Source organism: Citrobacter sp. CK195 (genome assembly GCF_030333365.1).
GTDB lineage: Bacteria > Pseudomonadota > Gammaproteobacteria > Enterobacterales > Enterobacteriaceae > Citrobacter_B > Citrobacter_B koseri.
This window is the reverse complement of record NZ_JAOWGB010000024.1, coordinates 343,173-352,292: the sequence shown is the minus strand read 5'-3', so window position 1 is coordinate 352,292 and position 9,120 is coordinate 343,173. Positions and strand designations below refer to the sequence as shown.

5 protein-coding genes are annotated in these 9,120 nt (G+C 51.5%); all 5 read right to left on the bottom strand.

The window, feature by feature from the left end; translation table 11 throughout:
• Positions 1 to 900, bottom strand: a complete 900-nt coding sequence (gene dpdG, locus OGX93_RS12825; protein ID WP_086776562.1) for a protein DpdG — start codon at positions 898 to 900, stop codon at positions 1 to 3.
• Positions 900 to 3,350 carry a protein DpdF gene (gene dpdF / locus OGX93_RS12820; RefSeq protein ID WP_286449892.1) on the bottom strand — a complete coding sequence of 817 codons (2,451 nt, stop codon included), beginning with the start codon at positions 3,348 to 3,350 and terminating at the stop codon, positions 900 to 902. The genes dpdG and dpdF overlap by 1 nt, the downstream gene beginning before the upstream one ends.
• A 12-nt stretch (positions 3,351 to 3,362) precedes the next feature.
• Positions 3,363 to 6,419: a protein DpdE gene (dpdE, locus tag OGX93_RS12815; protein ID WP_233596915.1), complete on the bottom strand. Its 3,057-nt coding sequence runs from the start codon at positions 6,417 to 6,419 to the stop codon at positions 3,363 to 3,365.
• A gap of 302 nt (positions 6,420 to 6,721) precedes the next feature.
• A complete protein-coding gene (gene dbpB / locus OGX93_RS12810; protein WP_286449893.1) occupies positions 6,722 to 7,849 on the bottom strand; it encodes a DGQHR domain-containing protein DpdB in 1,128 nt (375 codons plus the stop codon).
• Positions 7,846 to 9,096 carry a tRNA-guanine transglycosylase DpdA gene (dpdA, locus tag OGX93_RS12805; protein WP_200076057.1) on the bottom strand — a complete coding sequence of 417 codons (1,251 nt, stop codon included), beginning with the start codon at positions 9,094 to 9,096 and terminating at the stop codon, positions 7,846 to 7,848. Before dpdA ends, dbpB begins: the two co-directional genes overlap by 4 nt.
• Between the last annotated feature and the right edge of the window lie 24 nt (positions 9,097 to 9,120).

Sequence of the window (9,120 nt, the reverse complement as noted above, 5' to 3'; positions counted from 1 at the left end):
TCATTTTCTTGCCCCCCCTGGGCTCACGGTACTGATACGGCGTAGACTGCCATCCGGAGCTTGCAGGACCATGGCGTCAAGGTCATCGGAACGAGTGGTGAAAACCAACTGCATTGTCAGTTCAAGCCGGAGCAGCGCCTGGCTCAACGCGGCGCTGATCATATGTTTCTCCAGCGGTTGCCAGTTGTCAGCGGAGATCATCGGTTCAACCTGCTGGCGGTAGGCTCCTCCATCCAGCATTGGCAGAAGCTCTGCCAGTTGGCTGAGGAATGTCTGAATTGGCATCGCAGCGGTAAGCGACAGGTTATCCAAAACCCCTTCAATGGCGCGGGTAGGGTCCATCACCCAGCCATCCAGATAAGGTTCTGTAAAACCGAGGAAATATGAGTAATCGAGGAATGGCTCTGCTTCGTTAGAGACGTTGAGGTTACGTCGCCCCTCACCGGCTAATTTATTGTTAATCATCGGGCCAACGGCCAACGGCACCGCCTCTTTTGTCAGCGGCGTGTTTCCGCGGATCGTATATTTGTCCTGCGCCAGCATGGAGGTAACGCACATCAGCAAGGGCTGGCCGCGCGTTCCGGTCAGCAGCGGCGTCGTTTTCTCACTGTCAATTAGCGTACGCAAAACCCGTGCGGGCAGATTACGTTCGCTGGAAAGTGGCGACTGTTGACTGAGGCCAGCGCTCTCATTTTTCCATAACCCTTCTTTTGCCCAGAAAGAGACTTCGGCAGGCAGGCGTTTTCTCGCCCCATCGCTGACGGGCAGCATCTCCGGGCGCAGTAATTCAATCAAATCTGCCATCGGGATGGCCTCTCCGAGTCGCCGATTCAGCACCCGATCGATCATGCAGAGCAGACGGATCTGGCTCCCTGCGGCAGCGTTGTTGGTAATTGCCACTAGCTGATATTCCTCTGAAATTGTTCTAATGCCACGGCACCGGTATCAACATCCCACCAGCGACGCCCGCGGTAGCCCGGTTCTTGTAAACGTTCCGGTGCAACAATAATGCGATTGATGCTGGCGAAGATGTCCAGTTCAGGCATCGTTTCGCCGGGCAACACTAGTACCAGTTCATCCCAGCAGGTGTTTTCTTCATCAACGGCAAGTGAACACCAGAAAGGCAAACCTGCGGACAGGACCTCACCAAGCCGGGCGAGCACGCTCTGGCTGGCGCGGATAGCCTGAATCTGGCGATTGGCCAGCAGTCGGGCAATCCAGTCACTCCACTGACGCAGCAGTAACCGGTTCGTCAGCGTAGTAGAATAATAAACGCGTTGCTCATTTCCCATGACGTTCCGCATCGTCTCGCCCGTCACGTGTGCTATACGACCGAGCGTCGGAGTAAAGGGAGGATACCCTTTACTCCGACAGGCCGGACACCCGCCACAGGCTATTTCCGGCACAAAGCCATCGAGGGTATAAAATTGCGCTAACGTCTGGCACAACGATATTGTGTGGTCATTGAGCCACCCTTCTAACGCGCTAAATCCCTGTTTTCGCATCGCCAGTTCATGCGAACGGTGGGCCTGAATCTCCTTCTGCCACTGCGCTTCATCCATATGGCCGTCACAGAGAACAGAAATCTGAATATGGTTGAAATAATGGTCAAACCACGCATGGACCCTGGACTCATCACGCTCGTCCGGGGCGATAGCGCTAAGATCCGGCGGTGGATAGGTGATATCGATAAAACCGGCGCGCTGCATTAACAGTAAGGTACGCAGATTCCAGTCCACATTGCTCTGCGAATCCATGCGAATGTCGGCATGCTTCGCGCGTAGCGGGACGGTGAACTGACCCGGTTGATGCTGCTCGCGCAACTGGTGCATCTTGGCCCAGCGCAAATATCCTTTGCTGGCCCCGATCAGTTTGGTTCGGTTAATGTTGCGTGCGATCTGTAGTTGTTTGTGATGGAAAATAATGTGAGCGACCGATGCTTTACCATCACGACCGCCACGACCGCTCTCCTGGTAGAGACGATCAAAATTTTCAGGCACTGCGACATGCAGAACGGAACGGACATTATTTTTATCCATCCCCACGCCAAATGCCGACGTCGCCACCATGATATCCAGCCCATCGTTACGCCAAGCGTGGATAAGACCTTCGCGTTCCTGCATTGGCGTTGCACCATGGAATAATCCACATCGCCGATAACCACGCTCACGTAGATACTGGTACCAGAATTTGGCCTGTTCCACTTCGGTTGTGTAGAGGATCATTGGCGCTGGCAAGCGAGCAATGGCGTTTTCCACCTGCGTAAGGTAATCCTCGTGGCTGACAGCTTCGCTGACATACCACACGGGTTCCGGACGCAGAAAACTGCCGTTCACTTCAATCACTGATGCCTGTCGTTTACCGGTAAAGAGCGCTTTGAGCGTATTCAGGGTGCTTTGACTAAACGTGGCAGAAAGCAGAACGACTTTGACACCGTCTGAAGAGGTAGCCTTCAACGATCGCACCAGGGGTGCCAGTAGCTGAAACTCGGGACGGAACTCCGCCCCCCATTGATCGATAAGGTGAGCTTCATCCACTATCACGGCGCCCAGTAGTCCGCGCTCCGCAAGCGAGAACAGCTGTAACAAGAGCCCGCCTGTCGCTGCTTCCGGAGAGCAAAATAACGCTCGCTGCTCGCCGGATGCCAGCCGCAACTTCATCATATTCCGTTCTTCAATCGACTGGCCGCTATGCCAGACGTAGCTGCCACCGTGATCCTGCCCGGCCTGTTGCATCACCTCTTGCGCCCGCAGAGCCTGTTCAATTGCCAGCGCTACGGTTGGCACAATCACCAGCGTCAGGAGCCTGCGCGGTGAAGTCAGCATCTGGGAGTGAATCACAAAGGTTTTGCCGGCTCCGGTGGGCAGGTTCACCAGCAGCGTTTTATCTCTGTCGCTGGTCAACACCGTGCGTACCGCCTGCTGTTGCCCTGCAGATGTGTAGTGCGTATAACGCGGATCGTTGAGTACAGAGGGCAAAAGGACATCCAGCGGTGGGGTTTCCAGAAAACGGCGCTGCTCGCCTTTCCAGACGGGTAAGAGAGAGGGATCAATCTCTTCCGCTTCGCGCGTCAGAAACAGTTCACCTGGGTAGTCACGATCCCGTCTCAAACCAAAATGCTGGAGCATTGCGCCTTCGGTAAGGTGTCGGTACGGCAGCCTTAACGGCATCAGCCCAAATGCCCGTGCGCATTGCAGTGCATCATAAAATGCGTGCAGGCGGTCGCATTCTCCCGCCTGTACATCATCCAGACAGTAAAGCAGGCGGTTAAAAAACTGACCACTCAGCCCGTCGCGTTCGCTATGTTCTCCGTTCAGAACCGCGCGAAGTTGTTGCCATTGATTTTCCATGGTTGCTTCCGATTACAGCATGTCGCGGGTACACAGAATAATCGCCTTCATTGCAAGCAATTGATGGCGGACGGGACGATCGCCATAGTGAGCATCCACGTTTCTCCGGGCCTGCTCCGCGGCAGCAAGTACGGTCTCTTTCCAGTTATGCGGCTCAAACCAATCCGGCATTCGCATCCAGACCTCTTCCCGAAGATTAATATCCTGGAACAAGCTATTGCCATCTTCATCGTAAGGTTTATCCAGCAGGGAAACAACGACCTGCGGATCCGCCTCTTTTCCACCGTCATCCAGCCAGAAATTGTGAACCTCCGGGCTGAAGCACTCATCACCACGACGCTGCGCGGCTAGCTGATTTTCACCTTCAACCTGCGCTTCACTCAGCCACTGGAAATGGAACCAGGTGCGCGGTTGCTTCAGCGCAACCGCTGGGGAGAGAACCCGAAGCAGCGCCATACTTGCTCCTCGCGGATCGCTCTGCATCAGTTGCCATACGGTTTCGGCAAAAGGCTGTCCATAGCGCAAGGGGTAAACGTGTTTGTGGTTACCGGCTTCCGTTCGAGACAAGCTCATCAACGCTGTGGAAGGGGGATATCCTTCTGAAAAATCCAGACCAAGCAGGCAGTTATCAATAAACGTTCCTACGTCCACCAGCGTTTGCCGTTGATATTCGCCACGCTCGAAGCGCAGACGAAATCCTCCTTCAGGATATTGCTCTCGCTTAAACCCTAATGCCTTGCGCATCCAGGTCAGCATATCTTTTGCCTGCGCTTCAGCCTCATCTTCAGATTCGGCCAGTTGCTCAGAAAACTCGCGTGCAGCAATGACCTCCTGCTCCATGGATAACAAGTTTTCCTGAGCCAGAACGCGCTTACGTTCCTGGGCGATGAAGCCGTTTTCTCCCGAAAGGCGCTGTTGCGCCTCATGGAAGACGGCAAGCCCCTGCCCGACGTAATCACGCCATACCATCTCTAATTGTTCAGACAGAACAAATTGCAGGCTGGCGACGCTTCGATGAAACAATCCCGTGCCTTCGTCCAGTAGTTTCACCCAGTCAGCACGTAGCCCATCACGCTCCGGCAGTAAAATCAGGCTTTTCACAGGCTTAACGCCGCGTAGATTTCCAGAATAGCGGTTAAAGCGCCCCAACCGCTGTTCAAAACGGTTAAAGTCGCGGCTCAGACTATAATGGACCGCAAGACGATTTTTTCCGTGCAGATTCAGTCCGTCTTCACCGCGCCTGTCACAGATCAGTACCTGCCAACTGTCATCCGGAAGTTCGCTCTGCTTACGCAGGTCCGGCGAATGACGAACCACCGCCCAGGGGGCCTGAATTTGCAGTTTGGTAGATAGGAAGGCGGCTTCAGAGCTTTCACCGCAAAAGATGACCGCTTTGCCATCAGGACATTTTTCAAACCAACCGGTCAGCGCCTTCATTAGCGCCGCATCTTTGGCTTTCTGCTCTTGCTGGGACGTTTCAATAATCTGCTCAAGAAAATTGGACTCTTCTTCGCTGGCAGTCCCGTTTGCCAGTGCATTTTTAGCCAGGCGGGACATCACCAGCGGGTTGAGAAATAGCGCATCTACCCATTTATCAAGCGTCGTGGCATCTAGATGTTGGTGTTGCACGGGATTACGTAAGGCTGCAGCACGCCAGGCATCAAAGGTTTCATCCAGCGTGAGCTCGGTCGAGGCGACGGGCCAGACACATTTTTCCAGGCCGGCCAGCCCAGGAAAGAGATATTCCAACGCGGGATCTTCACGCCGGTTACGTAGCAAGCGATGAAAAAGACGGTAGCGCTCGCCGATCCACTGGCGTAATACCAGAATGGCCGCTGTTCGCTCTTCGCTTTCATCAGGAGCAAAAAAGTCGACCAGAGGACTCAGCACATCAATCCGCGCCTGCAGTTGCTCATCATCGGCAAAAAGCTGACGTAACTCTTCGATAACCTCTTCCAGTACCCCATTTGGCGTTTCAGGGGTCAAGGAACTGTAAATTCCACCCAGACGCTCGCGCTCTGCCACGCGGCGCATAAATTTTTCGATTCCCACAGCATTAAGTTGCCACGCCTGTGGATTTATGCAGTGCAGCATTGCCAGGAAGTGACGTTCGTTACCGTGCATCGGCGTGCCAGACAGGAGCAACACAATGCGGGCCTGATGGCACAACGCAGTCATTGCGGCATACTGTGCCTGTTCGTCTTCATCATTGACCCATGCCTGCCGGGCTAATTGATGGGCCTCGTCGATTACCATCATTGTGGGCTTCCAGCCGATCAGTTCTGGCTGGCAAAGTTCTTCCGGAGAGCACAGGCGGATCTGGTTGTTTCGCCCTCCGCTCATTACTTCCTGTAGAGCAAAGCGATCGACCAGTTCCTGCGTCCATTGTCCTTGCAATACCTGCGGCACCACCACTAGTACGCGGGCTTCACGTTTACATTCCAGAATATGCTCGCGGATGACCAGTCCCGCTTCGATGGTTTTGCCCAATCCGACTTCGTCTGCCAGCAGATATTTAGGGTTCTGGTCCTGAAGAATGCAGCGAACAACCGCTATTTGATGAGGTTCAATCTCTACACGACTGCTGATTAACGACGACATTGACCGACAGGCAGCACGCTGTTTGATCCACGCACTGACAAATTTTTCCCGCAGGGGGTAGAAATAGGGGGCATCATTTGAGCGTGCCGCCAGAAAATGAGCGGGGTTCATTGCCTGCCCTTGCCCATAGTTGGGGTAGTACATCTCCGCCAAATCAACGACCGCATGGTCGCCCGAACGGATAATCAGCAAATGCTTATTGTCTGGTCGTGGCCCGCCATATCGGCCCCTGCACCAGATACCGCTATCTGGTGAGCGGAAGTAAATGGTGCTCTCCTCATATAGAGGAGCAACCGTCAGTGTGTGAATGTCCACCTCCTGACGGTTAACCTCCTCCTCTAAAGGAGAGTAGAACCAAGCTATCTCCGCACGCTCAGTAGAGAGAATGCTCACAATTTTAGCAATACCGTCAAATAATGACGATGTTACCAGGTCACCTTCGGAAAACGCGCCAGTATGTGTAGTCATTATGATTTTTAAACTATCAGGAAGTGAAAGTAATTCGCAAAAAATGAATCAATCTAGAATGAATATACGGCGTATAGACCAATGAAGCAAATCTGCAGGAGGGCAAGGTCGGGCTACTACATAAATTAGTAGGTGATCTTGATCACATAACTTAGAGATTTAAATCAATCAGTTAATACCGTCAAATTAAAGTAAATCAAACAAACCTTAATTACCTCTCTCTTAGTACCATCATGAAATAATTTCATTAAAAAAATAAAGCCTCTATTTAACAATATGAGGCTTTAGATTTAACTAAAAAATTAAATATCAGCATTAGCTGTTTTAATATAATTGGTTACCAGATAATCTGTAACCAATGATATATCTTTCGATAAATTCTGAACCTCGTTCCACTTACGAACGATCGGATGACCATCTATATCCGTGCCTAAGTTCCACACCCCACTGCTCCATGCGCAAAGCGGCTTGATACGATTTAACTCTTCAACAAAGCGAGAATAGGAAGGGATCTCGGTCCACCCTAGTTCACCTTTGTAATCCTGATGCACCTGATCAATTTCATCCATCAGGCTACCGAGAGCAAGAATCCCCACACCGTGTAACAAGCGAGAGTAACGAGGCTTTTTATCCCAATCGTCAGTAAACACAGTTTCTACAGCAGACCAGAAGTTATTCAGCAACTTGACCATTTTGGCTTCATCGCCAAGCCCAGTTGCCGGATCACGAAAGCGATACAATGCTCCCTCACGTAAACTTGAGTCGATCATTTTGATCATTGAGTTATCAGCAATCACTCCGTCCGGGTTGGTCGCAGTCTTAATTCGCCCAGCCAATGGTCCCTCACCAAAGTTAAGACGTTGTGTCAGCAGTGAAGGGAATTTGCGCAGTTGCAGATCGGAAGGCAAGCGGCCATGCGTATGCGGGGCCAGTTCGTACAACAGCGTTTTCGGCAGCGGTTTGGTGGAATTCACCAGCATAAACTGTTCGCGTTGTTCTTCTGCATCATTAGCGATAAACGCAGAGACCGGCATCATAAAAGAGTTGATGTCCGCTTCTCGTAACGCAGCGGTACGTTGCTGCCCATCAACGATAAACCCCGGTTTCTCGAAATTGGCTTCTTCAGAATACGGAATAACGAGATGCCCCATATCACTGTTTTCCATCAGCGGTTCAAAACGAACACGCTGGTCAAAAGCAATAATGACCGGATTGGGAATCATTGGATTGGAGCTTTCAATGTAGCGCTGGATTTCCTTAATATGGCTACGTACTTCCGGACGCTGATACCCAACCAGGTTCTCATCTCCACGTCGAATACGTGAAATGGCGGCAATTTTATTAATTTGTTTGCCTTCAATAGCCAGGCTAAAAAGTTGTCTCTTCTCACCTTGGCGGATACGCAAGGCGGGGACACGGAACTCACTCATGATTTATCCTCTGAGCGTAATGACAATGTGTGCTGTAAGCGATTGTACAGTACTTGAATATTGTGGAACCCACGCCGGCGATTGCGCTCGGCGCCACGGAAAATAATCACGTTGATACCAATGGATTTACAAATATTGCACTGGCACTTCCGCCAGGGGCGATCACCCAAAGTACGTTCGTAATCGACTCGGATTTTCTCTGCCTCTTTCTCTCCTGAGTGTAAACGCTCATAAGCCAACACAGCTTCCAGCGTTTTCTCCAGAGATAAAGCGTTGTTATCGTACTCAAACAGCGCATGCATAGCATCTTTCTCGAGATGACGAGCCACATCCTGGTCGATCACTCCAGATTTTATCTTACGACTTAGACTTGGGTTAGCATCGAACTGCGGCACGCGCACTGCTGTATAGGCACGACCTTCTGGCGTGTGGTAATTGTTTTTGCGATCTTTAAACGCCTGCTGAAGCGGTGTGGTGGAGTCAATACTGGTAACACCAAGGCGAATAAAATCCGTAAAGCTCTCCGGACGAGCAATACCGAGCAGATGAACTTGGGTATCGCTTTTGAGAAGCGGTTTAATCTCTTCGAGGGTTTCAAGGATCTGCGCCGTTTTCAGCGGTACCATACCCCCCATGGTGATATTCTTATACCCCATCGCCAACAGTGCTTCAACTGACTGTCGGTAAGACTCCTTACTCCAACCGTGCGCCACACCAAAAGGCGTAAAACAACTTTTCTGTGACTTGACTAAGAACTCCTGAGCCAGAGTCAGGGTAATATCCTGGCGGCGGCGGCACTCAGCCAAAAATGATGCTTCGAATACCTCGCCCGGCTTTTCATAGCCAAAAACAATATGGTCGAGCGAAACCCCATAGTTGAAGCGGGATGTTTCATAGAACTCGATAACTTCTTCGACGCGATATGGTGGGACGTCTTGATTTACATAAGTAAATGCGCCGCAGTCACCCATCGTCTGCATATTATCAGGCAGACGAAAGAAATGTTTCATCCCATTACGGAAGTAGCGTAAACGCTGTGCTCGGGTGTATTTACTTTCCCCACCGCCCAGACCGTCAACCACTGCTTTTGATACCAGCATACCGTCGTAAGGATGTGGGAAGACCTCATGTGGATAGTGGTCGTCACGCTGACGAACGCGATGCTCGTTGCGCGTTTCGCGAACGAAGTCGAAACTGGGATCGATAAAATCCTGACTATCGGGGAAAAAGTATTTTAGCTTCGACAACCCTGCTCTCCTGTGACGCCTCTG